We start from the raw sequence: 16,799 nt of genomic DNA on the forward strand, positions 1-16,799 counted from the left end.
AACATCGGCAAAGCTCGGTGCAGAAACCTTGACGAAACGCCATTGCTCACTTATCTCACGTTCATTAGTGAGGATTGTGAAATGATTCGATACCCGATGTTGACCAGCCCAGCCGGCAGCACAACGCTGGCCGGTAGCGCCATGGGGCGGCAGATGCTCGCCCAGTTGATCGAGAAGACGAAGCCGGTGGTCGGGCCGACCCTTGCCTTCCTCGATTTCGCGGAGGTGGACATCGCGACGGGTTCGTTCCTTCGCGAGGCCGTGATGGGCTTCCGCGACTTCTGCCGCAACGCGGCTGGCATGATCTACCCTGTGGTGGCCAATGCCAATGCGACCATTGAAGAGGAACTTGCCACCTACCTTCGGGGTCGCAACGACGCCATTTGGGCATGTGCCCTTGATGCCGATGGCGCGGCCACTGACCCCCGGATCCTCGGAGAGCTCGACGCAGGGCAGATGAGCACCATCCAACTGATTGCCCAGCACCATCCGATTTCCGCGCCCGAGCTGGCCAAGCTTCGCCCCGATGACAAGATCGGCACGACTGCGTGGAACAACCGGCTGGCGACGCTGTCCGCCAAGGGCATGCTGAAGGAAGTGCGGCACGGCAAAACCAAGCTGTTCAGCCCGGTGATGGAGACCGTGTAATGGGTGCTGATTTCATCCGCGAACAATCTGGCCAGCCCTGGCGAAAGCGCTGGAACAAGGGCGTGGACCGCCTCAAGCAGCCGGGCCTGTTCGATGTCCGGTTCGGGTCACAACAGCGGACCATTACGGCGGACATCGACCCCGGCATGAGCGTGCGGGCGGGCGACGAGCTGGTCGTGCAGTGTGGGTCAGGCAACGCAATGGTGTGCCGCGGGCAAAGCCGCATCGGTGCCGTCAAGGGCCTGCCTTCCGATATGCACACAACCATTACCGACTGCGGCGGCGTCGCTCTCGGGATCGTTGAACGGGTCAGCCTGTTCGGCAACAGCGTGGAGCTTCGTTTGCAATGAAGAATGCCAACAACAATTCGCTGCCCCGCATCGTCCGCAATTCGCAGCGCCTGTGGGACGATGCAGGAACGATGCCCTGTTCGCTGGGTTGCGTGACCTGCGTAGATCGCCCCATCTGTGGCGGTGCGCACATCAGCGCCAGCTTCTTCGATTGTAGCGATTATTGTCGCTGCGATGACAAAGCGACCTGCGATTTGGTCTGCCGAGGCAATCCCAAGCAGTTTGTAGAACGCCTGCGGGAGGTCAATGGCTTGGACCTCAACAACGCGCCCCGCGCCCCAATCGTCCCCATTGAGGCACTGCCGCCCATGGTTCCGTTGATCGAGCATTCGACGGCGCGTATCGGCACGCTCAACTCTCCGATTGTCGCGCTGCCGCTCCATGCGCTTTTGGACATCAACGCTGGCACGCTTCGCTATCCCGACAGGGACGCGCTAGGTCAGAAGTTCGGTATCGATCCGAACGCCCGATTGGTGATTTCAGGGGTAGCGCGCGACCGGAGGATCGAGCGCTACTGGGCGGCAGCAGACAGGGCTGCCATGCTGGAGCAGCTGTCGACCTTCGACATCGCGCTGATCACGCCACCTAATTATAGCGTGCTGACCGATGTGCCCCGCACTGACAACATGCATTCCATGAAGCGCATCCTGATGGCGGCGGTTGAGATGATGCAGGCAGGGCTTCCGACCGCGATGCATGTCAACGCGCGGACGGAACGGGATTACGAGCGCTGGGCCGAGCTGATCGCCGAGCGCCCGGAGATCCAATGCCTAGCATTCGAGTTCGCGACCGGTACGGGCCGTGGCGAACGGCTCGATTGGCATGTGACGCAGCTGTCAGCACTTGCCGCCCGCGTGCCCCAACCGCTGGGTTTGGTGGTGCGTGGCGGCATGCGGGCACTGGAACCGCTACGCGCAGTGTTTGCGGCGGTGACGATGATCGATACCGACGCCTTCACCAAGACCCGATGCCGCCAAGAAGCCCAATTCCGCCCCGACGGAAAATTAGTGTGGCGCAAACATCCGACGCCGCGTGGCGCGCCCATAGACACGTTGTTGCAACAGAACGTCGCAGCGCTTCACAGCAATCATATCATCTTGGAGCGCACCCACGCAGAGCGGCGGCTCGACGCCGCTTTACGGGGTCTCCGCGCGCCAAATCGCGCTGATCGTCAGGCCCGCGAGGGCTGAGGTATGGCTGAGCCGTTGGTGCCCGTTAAGGGGATCATTTGTCGGACATAGCGTGAGCGCATGATCACCTGAGCGGAAGCGAAGCTCGACCCGGTCTGTCACCATTGACCTGCAAAGCTGGATAAATCCCTGGCCCCGTCCGCTGGAAGCAGGGAACCGTGACACCCCAGGTCGGATCGCCTCCGTCAGCGCCGCACCTGCGTCCGCCAAATACGCGTAGTCAGGGTTTTGCCGCAGCGTCTCCAGCACACCCATGCCGCGATCCGCAACCACAAACTCGAAGGTGCGATCCGTGACCGCATATGCAACCAGCCCCGTTTGGGCCGCGCCGCTATGCTCATAGACATTGTCCTGCATCTCACCCAATGCCCCTACCAGCGATGCGACGAGCCCGGCGGGAAAGCCTCTATTTTTGGCAGCATTTTCTGCGTGTAGGAGCCATTGCGCCCACACGGGATCACCGGTCTCAACAGGGTTCTCTAACGGCAATGGAAACGCCCCAGCTTGGTCGCTGAAGCCGCCGCCGAACGGCTGGCCCGTTGCCCAAGCATCGCGAACTTTCGGGGCAAATGACCCCGCAAATGAAACGGATGCATACTCGGCCGGAAATTGCTGGGCAGCAGCCAGTAACTCGACAAGTGGACCAATACGTCCTGAGTTTTCGATGATAAACGGACCGTGACCATGCAAATGACCATGCATCGCTTCTCTGAGAAGATCATCTACATCCGAGAACTGTGCCTGCAAGGTACGCATCGTTGCTCAATACCATAAGCACTTGGCTTACGCCTACAATTCTTTGGGTTGAGCACAGCTAGGGGATTATGATTGGGCTGACTCAGGAGCGATGTGCCCGGCGATGTTGGTCACAGACGTCTTCTGGTTTGATAGCTCTGACGCCCCGCATAACTCCCCTGTCTACGACGATGTGAGTGGCGGGTCTCATCATTCCAGCAGCCAGGCCACCAGCTTCGGTGGACGCGCTGGACACCGAACATTATCGTGGGCCGCCATGTTTTGCCTCCATTGCACCAAGAAATTACTTGATCGGATCAAACCCGAGATCGCTGAGCCCGGGCAAAGCGATACCGCCTTGGGCAATTGGTATGCCACGGTGCTGTTCTGGAAGCCGCAAGTCGCTTTGCTGGCTTCTGAGCGCACACTGCTTCCTGTGCTTATGCCGCTAGCCCCAGCGGCCACGCTTACCCGACGATTTCCCACACAATTGGCGCTGGTTCTGAGGGAACACGGCGTCTCATCTGAATTCATTGCCCAAGAGGTCTGGCGGATGGACACCGTCCAGTATGCAAAGACCGCGAACCGGAGTGTCGTGGGCATCCTCAACGAGTTCGTTAAGCAGGCCGAATTCTGGCTGGCCGCCTATGCCTATGAAAAGGGCGATGATGACGACCTCTTGGCGATTTCCGCCAAGCTAGCGGAGACACCGTGCAGCCCGCTGTACAAGGGCCCGGTTTCGCCGGACAAAGCCCTTCATGAACTCGTGAAGGCTGGCGCACAGACTTGAGTCTGCTGGCCAACCTCTGTGCGCGGAGATCCTACAGCACTCGGCCGGAGGGCCAACTCATGCTGTCAGACAGGATCGGGCGGCAAATCTACGATACGGAAAACAGCTCCCGAACTGGCATCGCGGACAAGGTCAACGCACGCGCCATCCCAGTGGTAGTCGAGGTGCCGCCCTTGAAGGGGATTTGACGCGCAGTCCGGGTAGAAGAGAGCGACGCAATCTCCACCGGGATGCCGGATGCTCGGGTAGGCAATCCCGTTTGATCCCGCGCCCCTGAGCTGCCGCGCGACCGCTTGGGATGCGGCATAGCTGTTGGGATCGAGCGCGGGAACCGGCTCTCCCGCGGTGGATCGCAAATCATGGAGGTCAGCATCGACCGACATTACGATCTCTCGGAATTGCGAGGTCCAGCCAGGTGCTTCTCTGGTTCGCGCCATGAAGTGGGCATGGTGGTGGATCGTCTCGAACAGTGCGGTCTCGAACCGGTCACCAACATAGAGCACGCCGTAGCTGCCATCGGTAAAGCGGCTCGTCCGGTCTATGCTGACGTGGGTGAATGGCGCCATGAGGTAGGAGGCGCCGCTGCCGCCAACGCGGCGTTCGACCGGCACCAGATCGAGATTGCCGATCGTCGCCATGATGCGGGGGTTGGTCTTCTGCTCTGCCGAGATCAGCAGCGGCCAGTCGGCTGGATCAGCGATGTCCTCGAACAGGTCGATCGGTGGAAAGGCACTGCGGATGATCCTGACAGCGCCCTTCCACTCAACTCGAGAAACGGGGATATCCGCCGTTTCGTTCACCAGCCACCACGCTCGGCGTCGAGGTAGCGACGCACCCGCATGATGTCGGTGAGTTCGCCCCCGAGCATCACGTCGAGCGCACTGGCTCCACCGAACGCATCATTTGCCGACCTGATCCAGGCATAGCCACGAGTTGCCTCCGAGAAGATGATCCGAAGCGCCTTGTGGATGCCCATGAGGTTGGAGAGGCGCGAACGCCCATCACGCGAGACGCGCCCGGGACCTTCGGCTTTCCAGCGGCGATAGGAGCGCACTGGCATGTCGAGCAGCGTTGCAGCCTGCTCGTCGGTGAGCTCCCATTTGCCAAACAGATTGAGGACTGCCCGGAACATGGCAGCTGCCTCATCTTGGGTAATCGGATCGGGACGGAAAGCGGTAACGGCAGTGTCAACGGGTTGTAGAGCCAGCATGGCAATTCTCCATTTGGCATCATATACGACACTTAATGCCATTTGGCAATGTTTTATGCGGATGACACTAATCTGGCAATCACGCTGGCTGCGCCCTCGATCGGCACGAAGAGGCGTGTCTGGTAGCGGATGATTTCCGTGAAACACCCTTGAGCCTTGTACCAGTCAAGACGGGCTACGCTCCATCCGGTCAGTTCAATTCGCTGTGAGCCATTGACCAGGCTGCGCTTGACCATGAGCTGCTCGCGGCCGGCGAATTCCATGGCTCGGCCGGTCGCCAGGACGGTCTGGACGATGTCATCGGCGGAGAGCGATTGCTCGCGTTCCAGACCCAGCGCCCGGCACAGTTCCGGAACGCAATGGACCGGAACCTCCCGGCCAAGGAGCGAGCGGCCGTCCGCCGCCGAGATGCGGCTGACCCTTACGAAATCCGAAGGAAGCTTGTCCCAGATCGGCAGCAGAAGGCCCGTCGCAAGATAGAGGCGCTCGCGCTTATGGCTGGTCCGCGCTTCCTCAACCTCGGCTGCCCAGGCTTCGCGGAAAGCGTCGACGGAGATTGCCTCCCAGCTGCTCTCAGCCAGCTGATCCTCGGCGATGTGGCTGCGCTTCAACGGGCGCAGCAGTTCGAAGCGGGAAACGCGACTGCCGTCATCAGCAAGAATGCTGCGGGCGGGCACCAGCAAGGCAACCCGGCCTGAACGGGCGTTCCGAACAGGCCGCTGCCGCTGCCCAACGAGACCATGGAGATCTTCGAGCCTCTTCAGCGTCAGCGGCTTCAGGGCCCGGGCGATTTCCAGTTCCAGCAGATGGGTGGTCGCGCCCGACGCCGGATCCGTACGCAGCAGCGTGTCCGACAGGACCGTGAAGTCCTCGACCGCGATGGTCTCAAGGCCGAGATCAAGCGTCCCGGCCTGGCGGGCGGCATCGATACGCGCCTCGACCAGCCCCATGAACTCGTCAAAGATCGCATTTTGCAAGGCAATGGGCAACGCGAGGATGCGATTGAGCCAGCGCTGGATCGACGGCAGGTCATCGACCATCGACCCGTCAGAAGCTTCGATCCTGAGCCCCGTCAGCTCCTGGAAGCGCCCGAGGCTGACCGCTTCGAGCTTGCCGGTGAACAACAGGCTGAACCAGCGATGGAGCGCCTCCCTGGCATAGATGCTCTCGAGGTTGTCAGCCGGATCGAACAGGTTCTGTCCGCCGGTCTGGCGCTGCCCGCGCGTCAGGGCGCCGAGGCTGTCGAGCCGCCGCGCGATCGTCGAGATGAAGCGCCGCTCGCCGCGCACATCGGTCGTTACCGGTCTGAACAGCGGCGCCGATGCCTGATTGGTACGATTGGTCCGCCCCAAACCCTGAATCGCGGCGTCAGCGCGCCAGCCCGGTTCGAGCAGGAAGTGCACACGGCGGGCCTGCTTCCTGGCGGCGAGGTCGGCATGGTAGCTGCGCCCCGTTCCTCCGGCATCGGAAAAGACGAGGATGTGCTTGGTGCCGTCCATGAAAGCCTGGGTTTCGGCGACGTTGGCGCGCGGCGACCGGGATTGGAGTTTCTGATGGCCATCGCCACCAATGATCAGCCGCCGCGTACGGCCGGTCACTTCTGCCACCTGGTCGACGCCGAAGCGTTCGATGATGGCATCAAGCGCGGTCGCGATCGGCGGCAAGGCGCAGAGCTGTTCGATCATCCGGTCGCGCGCGGAGAGTGCCGATCGGCATAGTACAGGCGCGCCTTGCTCGTCGCTCATCGGCTCGGATCGAGGATTGCCGTTTTCATCGGTGAAGACAGCCATCAGCCGGACAGGAAAGCTCTTGGTGAGGTAGTCGATCACATATTCGCGCGGGGACAGATCGATCTCGAGTGTTTCGCGTTCCTCATCCGAGAGGTCGCCAAGCCGACGATTGAGCATGGCTTCTGCGGTCGAGACGAGCTGGACGACAACGGCGTTCCCATCAGCGATGGCGGCGTCGATGGCTGGTAACAGGCTCGGCAGCTTCATCGACAGAAGCAGCTGCGCGAAAAAGCGCTGCTTGGTGCCCTCGAAGATCGACAGCGCTGCGGACTTGGCACCGGAGTTGAGCGTCCCTCCGGTTTCGCTATCGACGATGCGGGTAGCCTCCAGCGCGTCGCGCAGGTTGGCGTGAATGATCGCCCAGGCGTCGGCATAGGCATCATAGACCGCGATCTGATCCTCGCTCAGGCAATGCTCGAGGATCTCGTATTCGACGCCGGCGAAGGACAATGCACGCGCGGTATAGAGACCGAGCGACTTGAGGTCCCGGGCGACCAGCTCCATCGCTGCGATTCCGCCGTCACGAATGTCGGCCACGAAGGCCTCACGATTGGCGAAAGCGGTCTCCGGCCCCCACAGGCCGAGGCGCGTGGCATAGGCCAGATTGTTGACGTCTGACGCGCCGGTTGCCGAGGCATAGAGCACCCGCGCGCGGGGCAGGAGGTTTTGCAGGCGCACGCCCGCGATACCCTGCTCGGAGCCCTTGACCTTGCCCCGTGATCCTTCTCCGCCAGCAGCATTGGCCATGGCGTGCGCCTCGTCGAACACGATGACGCCGTCGAAATCGTTCCCCGCCCAGGCGAGGAGCTGGTCGAGGCGGGTCGCCTCGCTTCGGCCTGACCGCAGGGTCGGGTAGGTCACGAAGAGAATGCCCTCGCGCATGGCGATGGGGGTGCCGAGCTTCCAGGATGCAAGCGGCTGGATATCGATCGGCAGGCCGCCGAGCGCTGCCCAGTCGCGCCGGGCATCTTCCAGCAGTGCCTCGTTCTTCGAAATCCAGATATGGCGCCGTTCCCCGCGCACCCAGCGGTCGAGGATGACGCTCGCAACCTGACGGCCCTTGCCGGCGCCGGTTCCATCTCCAAGGAAATAACCCTGCCGGTAAGTCTGACCTTCCGCAGATGCCTTGAGCGAACAGCCCTTGTCCTCGGGTTCGAAGCGGCCGGGAAGATTGCGCGCGTGAGCGTTGGCCGCGTAGATCAGAGTCTCTGCCTGGGCAGTCGACAGCAGCCCTTTGGCAACCAGCCCGTCGGGCAGCTGCGGTACAGCTTCGGGCATCGGCGCGGCGATCGACCCCATGGCGACCGACTCAACGAGCGGCGTCGGATGCTCGGCTGCGCCATGGATCACGATCCTGCTCGGACGATAGGGCAGATAGTGGCCGACCTGAGGGGCAAGCGGCGCAGGGGTTTCGAGCGACTGGTAGGTGAGCGTCCTGATGGCGGATGCTGCAGGCGTGATCTTGGCTGGTGTCGGCAGCGGCCTGCGCGGCGCGGCGACCAGGCGAAACGGCGCACGAGCCGGAAGGCTTGATTGCTCGGAAGCAGCCGCCAAGCCGGCGCGATCCGGCAAGGCATCGACGAGATCGACCAGCTGGCGAAAGTCGCTTGTGCGGATGGCCACAGGCTCATGGGAGTGGTCCACCTTGTCGAGAACCAGCAACCGCGTGGTGATGCCGGTGCCATGCTTGACGAACGCGCGTTCGACGGTGGCATTGAGCCGTAGCGAGACCGGTCCCTTCAGCCCCGCCAGGAACTTCGCGCAGTCGAACCATTCAGGCATGATCGCGACAAGGCGACCGCCGGGTGCCAGACGGCTCCATGCCGACCTGAGGTGGCGCGAGCCGGTGCGACTGTCGTGCCCTCGCTCGATGCCGTGCGAATAGGGAGGGTTCATCAAGACGACGCTTGGGGTGATGGCGGGATCGAGCAGTTCGTCGATCAGCTCAGCGTCATGGCCGGCCAATCGGGCAGCCGGGAACAGGGCATTCAGGCAGTCGCGGCGGGGCGGCGAGATTTCGTTGAGAGCAAGGCGCGCGCCAGCCTTGGCGGCCCAGACCGCGAGCATCCCCGTTCCGGCCGAGGGTTCCAGCACAAGCTCGTTAGTGGCCAGCGCGCAGGCCCGGGCAGCGAGCCAGGCCAGGCGCGGCGGCGTTGCGAACTGCTGCCATTCGATCTGCTCGTCGCTGCGATTCGTCTGGGGCGGAAGCCGGGCATCGAGGGAACCGAAGAACTGTTCCGCCTTGTCGATCGGGGTCGAGAGCGAAATCTGATCTGAAGATTGCAGGTATTGAACCTGTGCCACCTCAAGCGCTGCGTGAGCGTCACGAACTGACCAACGGCCGAGAGCATCGCTGCCCCCGAAGTGCTCCGTCATGATCCGCGTGACGTCGCTACGTGAAAGCGCGCGGCCTGCCGCCAGTTCAGAACCCATGGTCTGGGCCGCCATCATAACAACGGGCGGTGATGGGTCATCGAATGCAAAGGCGAGGGAAGAGTTGGACATGGGAACCTCCTGACGAGGTCCTGCGGCGGGCAGACCTCAATCAGCCGAAGGCCCCCTCCCCTCTGCTCGATGGATCGGGTTGTCGGGCGAGGCGCGACTTAAGTTCATCGTTCCAGTCAAACCCGGGTGAGACTGGCGCGCGTGAGTGGATAACGCGGTCAGGCGCAGCGTAGGCCTTAAGCGCGCGCTCCTCGGCGTGAGCACCTCCGGCGTCATTGTCGATGAACAGGAAGAGTTCGTGCACGCTCTCCGGGATCGAGACGAGACCGAACCGCTCGTTTCCAAGCGTCGCCCAGCACGGGATCCCGAAGAGCTGCATGGCTGAGAGGGCGCTCTCGATACCTTCGGCAAGGCCCAGCCTCCCCTGCTCCGGGGGAGCAACTCTGACGGCGCCAAAGCCGAGACTGCCAAGCGCACGCTTGGGTCGCTCGAAGCCGGCCAGCTTGCCACTCGCCACATCGAGAAATGTCCTGTGTACTGCGATAACGCCAATGTCAGTCGTTACTGCGGCCAGCATCGCAGGGAGAAATTTAACTGCCCCGCGTGGCCCGAGCGGCGTACGTTCCAGGTAACGGAACTGGTCAGATGCGCGCTGGAGACCGCGCTGTGCGAGATATCGTTCGACCGGGCTGTCGGAGATCGCCGAAGCCGATTGCCACAAGCGTCGCGCATTGGGACTGAAGTCACTCTGATTTTGCCGATCAGCTGTCCCAGGGCCGGAACCATCAAAGAGCTCTCGGCTGCGAAAGCCCTGGCGATCCAATGCAGCAATGACGTCCTCATTCGAACATCCGGCGAAGCAATGGAACAGGATGGCCTTTCGCCCCAAGGTCACGCTGAGCGACGGTGTGCGGTCGTCGTGGGCAGGACAGCAGCACATGCCCTTGTTCTGGCGCCATGTTCCCTTGAGGCGTTCGACAATCGTGCGGGCACGGCGTTCGAGTTGATGACTTTTCTCTAGCTGGGGCATCGACCTACTCCGGTTGAGGTGCCCTCCCCGCGCAGCCTCCGCTCTGCACCAGCGCCAAAGCATTTTCCTACATCGTTTGTTCTTTATATGTTCTCACTCGATTCGGCTATAGAAGGATCGAGAAATGACAATGAAAGTCCTCCTGATCGGCGGCATTGCCATCGCATCAGCCATGCCTGCTAATGCCCAGGATCTGCCAAGGCCAGAAGTCCCCGAGCAACGTGCCGGTCCATCCGGCGGCATTAGGATTGCCGAAGCATCGAACGGATTTCAGTTGGTCGAGCATGGGTTCTGGCAATCCGAGCAGGCCGCCCCAGCACCAAGTTCGAGCGTTGCAGAAAATGGCCGAGTCAACCTGCCGTACAGATACGAGCCCAAGGCCAAAACTGCCCCATCCTGGTTTCGGCGGGCGAGCTACCTGCCCCACGTCTATGCGGCGGAAGCGAAGTATTCATTGCCCACCGGCCTGCTCGACGCGCTCGTCTGGACGGAATCCCGCTATAACCCCCTTGCTGTCAGTCCGGCAGGAGCTGCGGGCCTTGGCCAGCTGATGCCAGCAACGGCCAAGGAACTCGGCGTCTCCAATCGCTTTGACCCCATGGCCAATGTCTTCGGCGCGGCGCGATATCTGAGGCAGATGCTCGACAGGTTTGGCGTGGTTCACCTCGCTGTCGCGGCCTACAATGCCGGTCCAGGCGCAGTCGAACGCGCGGGCGGTATACCGCGGAATGGCGAGACGCCCGGATATGTCCGCGACGTCCTTCGCCATTGGCGCTTTTAGCGGTCTATCCCCAAGTTAACCGAAACAGAGGCAATCGACTGATTGTTGCCGGGCTGGACCATGTCGCAGGCAAGCGACTGCACGGGAGTTTAGCCGCTTTTGGCCTCGGCCGGGTACTTGGCTACAATCTGCATTACCTCCTTACCCCACAACGCCAACGCCTCGCGCTTCTCGTTGGTATACTGGTGTCGGTGATAGACCCCCGCCACACCGGCCATAGCTGATCCTGACTGGTGATTGAGGACCGCCTCAGAAACCACCAGAGGTATGCCGAGACGCTGGAGGCCAGTTGCCACCGTCCGCCGAATGTCATGCATTGTGAAGTGACCGGCTTCGTAGCCGAGCTTCTCGTCCACGCTTGCTCTGATCCGCTTCCATGCTTTCGAGAGGCCGCTAACGCTGTTCGAGCTGGTGACCTTCGATGCCAATAGAATCTGGGATTGCTTGTGAGCGTCGTCAGGGTCGATCCCTACGGCCATGAATACCTCTGTGACGACTGCGAGAGCCTGCGCGGACAGCGGCACCACATTCGCTTTGCCATTTTTCGCTCGGTCGCCTGGGACGGTCCAGACCTTCGCCTTGAAATCGAACTCGTCGCAAGCTGCATCGAGCACTTCACCCCGGCGTTGAGCCGTAAGGACAAGCATCTGCACAAGGTGACCGAATGGATAGCCATCCTCGACCGCAGATTGCCATAGCGCCGCGAGTTCTCGGTCGCTGAGTACGCGATCACGAGGTTCATTCCGCTTCGGACGCCACGCGTCCCGGCAGGGATTAGCAGGCATATGCTCGAGTCTGGTGAGTGCCCACGTGTAGAAGGTCGAAAGATGGCGATAGACGATCCGCGCCATCGTCAGGGTTTCCTTGCCCCGCTCGAATGCGATCTTCTCAACAAAGCGGCTCACGTCACCTCGGGTAATGGAGTCCGCGAGGCGGTCTCCCAGCTCAGGCTCAATGTACTTTCGGAAGACCCGATCGAACTCCCTCGCGCTGCGCTTTTTGCCCTCGATCTGCTGGGACAGATACGTCTCGTAGAGCTCGGCAACCGTACCGACGCCCTTTGACCCCTGCCTCTTAGCTCCCGGCTTCCTGGCAATGCTCTTGCCCTGCTCGACATCGACAAGCAGATCGCGCGCCTTCTTACGCGCATGGGCGAGGGTAAAACTCGGACCATGGCGTCCGATGGTCACATTCAACCACTTGCCCTGAACCCGCTTGCGCAGAATGTACGTCTTGATACCACTGGCGCCCATGCGGAGCCTCAGGCCGGGGACGATACCATCGGCCAGCTCAATCTGACCAGCCGCCGGCGCCTTGAGTCCTGCGATCTTCGCGTCCGTCAAACCTACTTTGTTCGCCATATGTACCTGCTACCTTAGGTAGCTTTTTGTAGTGGATACTGGCGAACATTTCAAGAACAATGCGGACTGTGAATCCCGGATTTCCGCCATTTTTGGACACATGCGGATGCGCTAGGACCCTCTGATCATGGCTCTTAATCAGCGGGTCCTAGGTTCGAGCCCTAGTGCGTCCACCATATTCGCCAATCCGCAGCCCGATAGTAACTGCTAGATTGGGCGCTGCCGATCTGGCCTTAACCTCGGAATGACCGTAGAAAGCTTCGAAAGCTGCCCGGTCCACCATGCCCCTTTCCATCCGCCCCGCTACCGTAACCGACCTCGCTGCGCTCCACCCGGTGATCGAGCGTGCCTATCGGGGGGACAGTGCGCGGCTTGGCTGGACGCACGAGGCCGACCTGCTTTCCGGTGAACGCACAGACCGGGCGACGCTGGAAGCGATTGTCGCGGACCCTGCCCAGGCGCTGCTGGTGGCGCGGGAGGAAGATATGACGATCGGCTGCGTCAATGTCGCCGATCGCGGCAACGGGCTCGCCTATCTTGGGCTGCTCTGCATCGAACCGCTGCGCCAGGCGGGCGGGTTCGGGCGCCAGTTGATTGCTGCGGCGGAGGATCATGCCCGCACCGCCTTTGGATGCACCCGCATCGAGATGACGGTAATCGAGCAGCGCCGCAAGCTGATCGCATACTACGAACGGCGTGGCTATGCACGCACCGGCGAGCGGCGCGACTTTCCGATCGCGCTCGACCCGCCGCTGTTCATGCAAGTGCTGGCCAAGCCGCTCGTCTAGCGCCTAAGGGCATCGCCATGCCCGCGACTGCCAAAATCTGTGGCCTGTCCACGCCCGAGACGCTTGCCGCCGCGATTGCCGGCGGGGCGAGCCATATCGGTTTCGTCTTCTTCCCCCCCAGCCCCCGCCATATCGGCTTCGACCGGGCAGCCGGGCTGGCGGCGCAGGTGCCCGGCCCTGTCGCGCGCGTCGGCGTGTTCGTCGATCCCGACGATGCGCTGCTCGACGCCGCCATCGCGGCGGGCCTGCTGAATGTCATCCAGCTCCACAAGGTGACGCCGGAGCGCGCAGCAGCGGTGAAGGCCCGCACCGGCCGCGAGACCTGGGCCGCGCTGGCAGTGAAGACCCGCGCCGACCTGATCCCGGCCGCCGGCTTTCGCGGCGCCGCCGACCGGCTGCTCTACGACGCCAAGGCCCCGGAAGGCGCCAAGGTCCCCGGCGGCACCGGCCTGCGCTTCGACTGGAAGCTGCTCGACGGCTTCGCCCATCCCCTGCCCTGGGTTCTTTCCGGCGGGCTCGATGCCGGCAATGTCGGCGAAGCCATCGCCACCACCGGCGCCCGGCTGGTGGATGTCTCTTCGGGCATAGAGGCCGCGCCGGGCGTCAAGGATGTGGACAAGATCGCCGCTTTCCTTAAAGCCGTGGCCCGACCATGAACGCACCAAACTCCTTCCGCGCCCAGCCCGACGAACGCGGGCATTTCGGCCAGTTCGGCGGACGCTTCGTCGCCGAGACGCTGATGCCGCTCATCCTCGACCTCGAGCGCGAGTATGAAGCCGCCAAGGCCGATCCCGCCTTCCAGGCCGAATTCGACGACCTGCTCGAACATTATGTCGGCCGCCCCAGCCCGCTTTATTATGCCGAACGGCTGACCGAGGCGCTGCGTGCAAACGCGCCAGAGGGTATGGGCGCAGAGGTCTGGTTCAAGCGCGACGAGCTCAATCACACCGGCGCGCACAAGATCAACAACTGCATCGGCCAAATTCTGCTTGCCAGGCGGATGGGCAAGACACGCATCATCGCCGAGACCGGCGCCGGCCAGCACGGCGTGGCGACCGCCACCGTCTGCGCACGCTTCGGCCTGCCCTGCGTCATCTATATGGGCGCGACCGACGTGGCGCGGCAGCAGCCCAACGTGTTCCGCATGAAGCTGCTCGGCGCCGAAGTGGTGCCGGTCACCAGCGGTGCGGCGACGCTGAAGGACGCGATGAACGAGGGCCTGCGCGACTGGGTCGCGAACGTCCACGACACCTTCTACATCATCGGCACCGCCGCCGGCCCGCACCCCTATCCGGAGCTGGTCCGCGATTTCCAGTCGGTGATCGGCCGCGAGGCGCGCGCGCAGATGCTGTCGCGCACCGGCAAGCTGCCCGACCTGCTGGTCGCCGCGATCGGCGGCGGGTCGAACGCGATCGGCCTGTTCCACCCGTTCCTCGACGATGCGAGCGTGAAGATGCTCGGCGTCGAGGCGGCGGGCGAAGGGCTCGACAAGCGCCATGCCGCCAGCCTGGCCGGCGGCGCGCCGGGCATTCTCCACGGCAACCGGACCTATCTGCTCCAGGACGAGGACGGCCAGATCACCGAGGCGCACTCGATCTCGGCAGGGCTCGATTATCCGGGCATCGGCCCCGAGCACGCCTGGCTGCGCGATATCGGCCGCGTGGAATACACGGCGGTGACCGACACTGAGGCGCTCGATGCCTTCCAGCTGCTCTGCCGCACCGAGGGCATCATTCCCGCGCTCGAACCGAGCCACGCCATTGCCGCCGTGGCCAAGGTAGCCCGCACCATGCCCCGCGACAAGGTGATCCTCGCCAACCTCTGCGGTCGCGGTGACAAGGATATCTTCACCGTCGCGGAAGCGCTGGGAGTGCAGATGTGATGATGACGCGCTATCAGCCTGCGCTCCCCTTCCGCTTGCGGGAGGGGTCGGGGGAGGGCCTGACCGACCTCGCCTCGAATTGCTATCCCCCCCCCCAGCCCCTCCCGCAAGCGGGAGGGGAGCAATGACCCGGCTCGCCAACGCCTTTGTCCGAGCCGCCGATGAGGGCCGCGCCGCGCTGGTCACCTTCGTCACCGCCGGTGATCCTCGTCCGGGCGCCACGGCCGCAATCCTCGACGCGCTCGTCGCGGGCGGGGCCGACGTGATCGAGCTCGGCATGCCGTTCACCGATCCGATGGCCGATGGCCCAGCGATCCAGGCGGCAAACCTGCGCAGCCTTGCCGCCGGGACAACCACCGCCGACGTGCTCGCCATCGCCACCGCGTTCCGCACGCGCCACCCGGCGGTGCCGCTGGTGTTGATGGGCTATGCCAACCCCATGACGCGGCGCGGCCCCGAATGGTTCGCGAAGGCGGCGCTCGATGCTGGCGCCGACGGCGTGATCTGCGTCGACATTCCGGCAGAGGAAGACGACAGCCTCGGCGAAGCGCTCCGCGCCGCCGGCGTCGCCAATATCCGCCTCGCCACGCCGACCACCGACGCCGCCCGCCTGCCGGCGGTACTCGAAGGTGCCTCGGGCTTCCTCTATTATGTCTCGGTTGCCGGGATCACCGGACTTCAACAGGCGGCCACAGCCTCGATCGAAGCGGCGGTCGCGCGGCTCAAGGCGGCGACTGACCTGCCGATTGCAGTCGGCTTCGGCGTCCGCACCCCGAAACAGGCGGCGGCGATCGGCCGCGTTGCCGACGGCGTGGTCGTCGGATCGGCCATTGTCGAGCTGGTCGGCCGTCACGGCGCCGATGCGGCGGAACCTGTCCGTACCTATATCGCAACATTGAAGACGGCGCTGGTCGCCGCACGCAAGGAAGTCGCATGAGCTGGATTTCGCGCGTCCGTAACGCGCTCGCCTATGTCACCACCCGCGGGTCCGAGAGCCCCGACAATCTCTGGCACAAGTGCAAGGGATGCGGGCAGATGGTCTTCATGAAGGAGTTCGAGGCGAACCTGAACGTCTGCCCGCACTGCCAGCACCATGACCGGATTGGCGCAGCGAAGCGGTTCGCGCATCTGTTCGACGAGGGCAGTTTCAAACTGCTGTCCAGCCCCAAGGTCAGCGAAGACCCGCTGAAGTTCCGCGATTCCAAGCCCTATCCGGCACGCCTGAAGGCCGCCCGCGCCAGCACCGGCGAGCAGGATGCGTTTCAGAACGCCAGCGGCACGATCCTTGGCCACAAGGCCGTGATCGGCGTGCAGGATTTCGCCTTCATGGGCGGATCGATGGGCCAGGCGGTGGGCGAGGCGTTTATCGCCGGGGTCGAGGCGGCGATTGCCGCCCGCGCGCCCTATATCGTCTTCACCGCCTCGGGCGGGGCGCGGATGCAGGAGGGCATTCTCAGCCTGATGCAGATGCCGCGCACCACGGTCGCGATCGAGATGCTGCACGATGCGGGGCTTCCCTATATCGTCGTGCTGACCGATCCGACCTCGGGCGGCGTGATGGCGGCCTATGCGATGCTGGGCGACGTCCAGATCGCCGAGCCAGGCGCCACGCTCGCCTTCACCGGCCGCCGCGTGATCGAGAACACGATCCGCGAAAAGCTGCCCGACGATTTCCAGACCAGCGAATATTATCGGGACCACGGCCTGGTCGACATGGTCACGCACCGCAAGGAACTGCGCGACACGCTGGGCCAGTTGATCGGCCTGCTGTGCGAGGCCAAGGCGGCGGCGTGATACCC

The 16,799-nt window shown here is 63.2% G+C and carries 16 protein-coding genes and 1 tRNA gene; 11 read left to right on the forward strand and 6 right to left on the reverse strand.

The window, feature by feature from the left end; translation table 11 throughout:
- Positions 1-81: 81 nt before the first annotated feature.
- Genes ACT53M_RS03240 through ACT53M_RS03250 form a run of 3 tightly spaced genes read left to right on the forward strand, consistent with a single transcriptional unit; the run spans position 82 to position 2,188 of the window.
- Positions 82-648 carry a hypothetical protein gene (locus ACT53M_RS03240; RefSeq protein ID WP_096614283.1) on the forward strand — a complete coding sequence of 189 codons (567 nt, stop codon included), beginning with the start codon at positions 82-84 and terminating at the stop codon, positions 646-648.
- Positions 648-998, forward strand: coding sequence for a hypothetical protein (locus ACT53M_RS03245; protein ID WP_476231436.1), 351 nt, complete (start codon positions 648-650; stop codon positions 996-998). The genes ACT53M_RS03240 and ACT53M_RS03245 overlap by 1 nt, the downstream gene beginning before the upstream one ends.
- Positions 995-2,188 (forward strand): hypothetical protein, encoded by a 1,194-nt coding sequence (locus ACT53M_RS03250; RefSeq protein WP_476231437.1) that lies wholly within the window; start codon positions 995-997, stop codon positions 2,186-2,188. The genes ACT53M_RS03245 and ACT53M_RS03250 overlap by 4 nt, the downstream gene beginning before the upstream one ends.
- Here ACT53M_RS03250 and ACT53M_RS03255 read toward each other — a convergent pair.
- Positions 2,135-2,944 carry an ATP-binding protein gene (locus ACT53M_RS03255; RefSeq protein WP_476231438.1) on the reverse strand — a complete coding sequence of 270 codons (810 nt, stop codon included), beginning with the start codon at positions 2,942-2,944 and terminating at the stop codon, positions 2,135-2,137. The two genes, ACT53M_RS03250 and ACT53M_RS03255, sit on opposite strands and share 54 nt — an antisense overlap.
- 256 nt (positions 2,945-3,200) lie before the next feature.
- Between ACT53M_RS03255 and ACT53M_RS03260 the strand changes: the two genes are divergently transcribed.
- Complete coding sequence (locus tag ACT53M_RS03260; protein WP_184048443.1) at positions 3,201-3,713, forward strand: DUF6933 domain-containing protein; 513 nt, start codon at positions 3,201-3,203, stop codon at positions 3,711-3,713.
- Positions 3,714-3,778: 65 nt separating this feature from the next.
- On the opposite strand, the gene ACT53M_RS03265 is transcribed toward ACT53M_RS03260, so the two are convergent.
- From ACT53M_RS03265 to ACT53M_RS03280, 4 genes are read right to left on the reverse strand one after another with little or no spacing between them, the layout of a single operon-like run.
- The gene (locus tag ACT53M_RS03265) at positions 3,779-4,513 is read right to left on the reverse strand and encodes an RES family NAD+ phosphorylase (RefSeq protein WP_476231439.1); all 735 of its coding nucleotides are present in this window, start codon (positions 4,511-4,513) and stop codon (positions 3,779-3,781) included.
- A complete protein-coding gene (locus ACT53M_RS03270) occupies positions 4,510-4,923 on the reverse strand; it encodes an MbcA/ParS/Xre antitoxin family protein (protein ID WP_184053456.1) in 414 nt (137 codons plus the stop codon). Before ACT53M_RS03270 ends, ACT53M_RS03265 begins: the two co-directional genes overlap by 4 nt.
- Positions 4,924-4,976: 53 nt before the next feature.
- Positions 4,977-9,218, reverse strand: coding sequence for a strawberry notch-like NTP hydrolase domain-containing protein (locus ACT53M_RS03275; protein WP_476231441.1), 4,242 nt, complete (start codon positions 9,216-9,218; stop codon positions 4,977-4,979).
- Between the two features lie 40 nt (positions 9,219-9,258).
- Complete coding sequence (locus ACT53M_RS03280) at positions 9,259-10,188, reverse strand: DUF7146 domain-containing protein (protein WP_476231443.1); 930 nt, start codon at positions 10,186-10,188, stop codon at positions 9,259-9,261.
- Between the two features lie 124 nt (positions 10,189-10,312).
- Between ACT53M_RS03280 and ACT53M_RS03285 the strand changes: the two genes are divergently transcribed.
- Positions 10,313-10,969: a lytic transglycosylase domain-containing protein gene (locus ACT53M_RS03285; RefSeq protein ID WP_476231445.1), complete on the forward strand. Its 657-nt coding sequence runs from the start codon at positions 10,313-10,315 to the stop codon at positions 10,967-10,969.
- Positions 10,970-11,058: 89 nt separating this feature from the next.
- On the opposite strand, the gene ACT53M_RS03290 is transcribed toward ACT53M_RS03285, so the two are convergent.
- Positions 11,059-12,330 carry a tyrosine-type recombinase/integrase gene (locus ACT53M_RS03290; RefSeq protein ID WP_476231447.1) on the reverse strand — a complete coding sequence of 424 codons (1,272 nt, stop codon included), beginning with the start codon at positions 12,328-12,330 and terminating at the stop codon, positions 11,059-11,061.
- Between the two features lie 94 nt (positions 12,331-12,424).
- Between ACT53M_RS03290 and ACT53M_RS03295 the strand changes: the two genes are divergently transcribed.
- From ACT53M_RS03295 to accD, 6 genes are all read left to right on the forward strand, one after another.
- Positions 12,425-12,506 (forward strand) — tRNA-Lys (locus ACT53M_RS03295).
- Positions 12,507-12,611: 105 nt separating this feature from the next.
- Positions 12,612-13,118, forward strand: a complete 507-nt coding sequence (locus ACT53M_RS03300; protein WP_476231448.1) for a GNAT family N-acetyltransferase — start codon at positions 12,612-12,614, stop codon at positions 13,116-13,118.
- A gap of 17 nt (positions 13,119-13,135) precedes the next feature.
- Positions 13,136-13,774 (forward strand): phosphoribosylanthranilate isomerase, encoded by a 639-nt coding sequence (locus ACT53M_RS03305; RefSeq protein ID WP_476231449.1) that lies wholly within the window; start codon positions 13,136-13,138, stop codon positions 13,772-13,774.
- Positions 13,771-15,000 carry a tryptophan synthase subunit beta gene (gene trpB, locus ACT53M_RS03310; RefSeq protein ID WP_476231451.1) on the forward strand — a complete coding sequence of 410 codons (1,230 nt, stop codon included), beginning with the start codon at positions 13,771-13,773 and terminating at the stop codon, positions 14,998-15,000. The genes ACT53M_RS03305 and trpB overlap by 4 nt, the downstream gene beginning before the upstream one ends.
- Before the next feature lie 124 nt (positions 15,001-15,124).
- Positions 15,125-15,937, forward strand: a complete 813-nt coding sequence (gene trpA, locus ACT53M_RS03315; protein ID WP_476231453.1) for a tryptophan synthase subunit alpha — start codon at positions 15,125-15,127, stop codon at positions 15,935-15,937.
- Positions 15,934-16,794 carry an acetyl-CoA carboxylase, carboxyltransferase subunit beta gene (gene accD / locus ACT53M_RS03320; RefSeq protein ID WP_476231454.1) on the forward strand — a complete coding sequence of 287 codons (861 nt, stop codon included), beginning with the start codon at positions 15,934-15,936 and terminating at the stop codon, positions 16,792-16,794. Before trpA ends, accD begins: the two co-directional genes overlap by 4 nt.
- The last annotated feature ends 5 nt before the right edge of the window (positions 16,795-16,799 follow it).

The organism is Sphingomonas sp. DMC6, assembly GCF_056314225.1.